The 531-nt window shown below is 57.3% G+C and carries 1 pseudogene; it reads left to right on the plus strand.

The annotated features are described in order from the left end of the window. Nucleotides 1–531 (plus strand): annotated as a pseudogene (locus tag ACTHUT_RS21665) (hypothetical protein); the annotation flags it as partial.

Below are 531 nucleotides of genomic sequence, written 5' to 3' on the forward strand. Positions count from 1 at the left end.
GTATCGATGCCGCCGGTAACAAAGTGACCAACGTGGCCGACGGCGACCTCAATGCCAACAGCAAAGACGCCGTTAACGGCAGCCAACTGTTTGCGACCAACCAAAACGTCGCCAACAACGCCGCCAATATCGCCAAAGGCATTAACTTCGGCGGTACCACCGGCAGCAACAACTACGCATTGGGCGACACCATCAATGTCAAAGGCGACAGCAACATCATCAGCGAAACCGTAGCCGGTGGTGCACAGCTGAAACTGGCCAAAGACATCACCGTCGACAGCGTTACCGCAGGCGACAGCAAACTGAATTCAGACGGCCTCACCATTACCGGTGGCCCAAGTGTGACCAAAGCAGGCATTAATGCCGCCGGCAACAAGATCACCAACGTTGCCCCGGGTACCGATGATACCGACGCCGTCAACTACAGCCAGCTGAAACAGCAAAGCGCCGCCGCCCGTACCGAGGTTGCCGCCGGCACCAACATCAAAGACGTGGTGAAAACGACCGGCGCCAACGGCCAAGACGTTTACA

The sequence above is a fragment of the Neisseria sp. P0022.S010 genome (assembly GCF_051956635.1).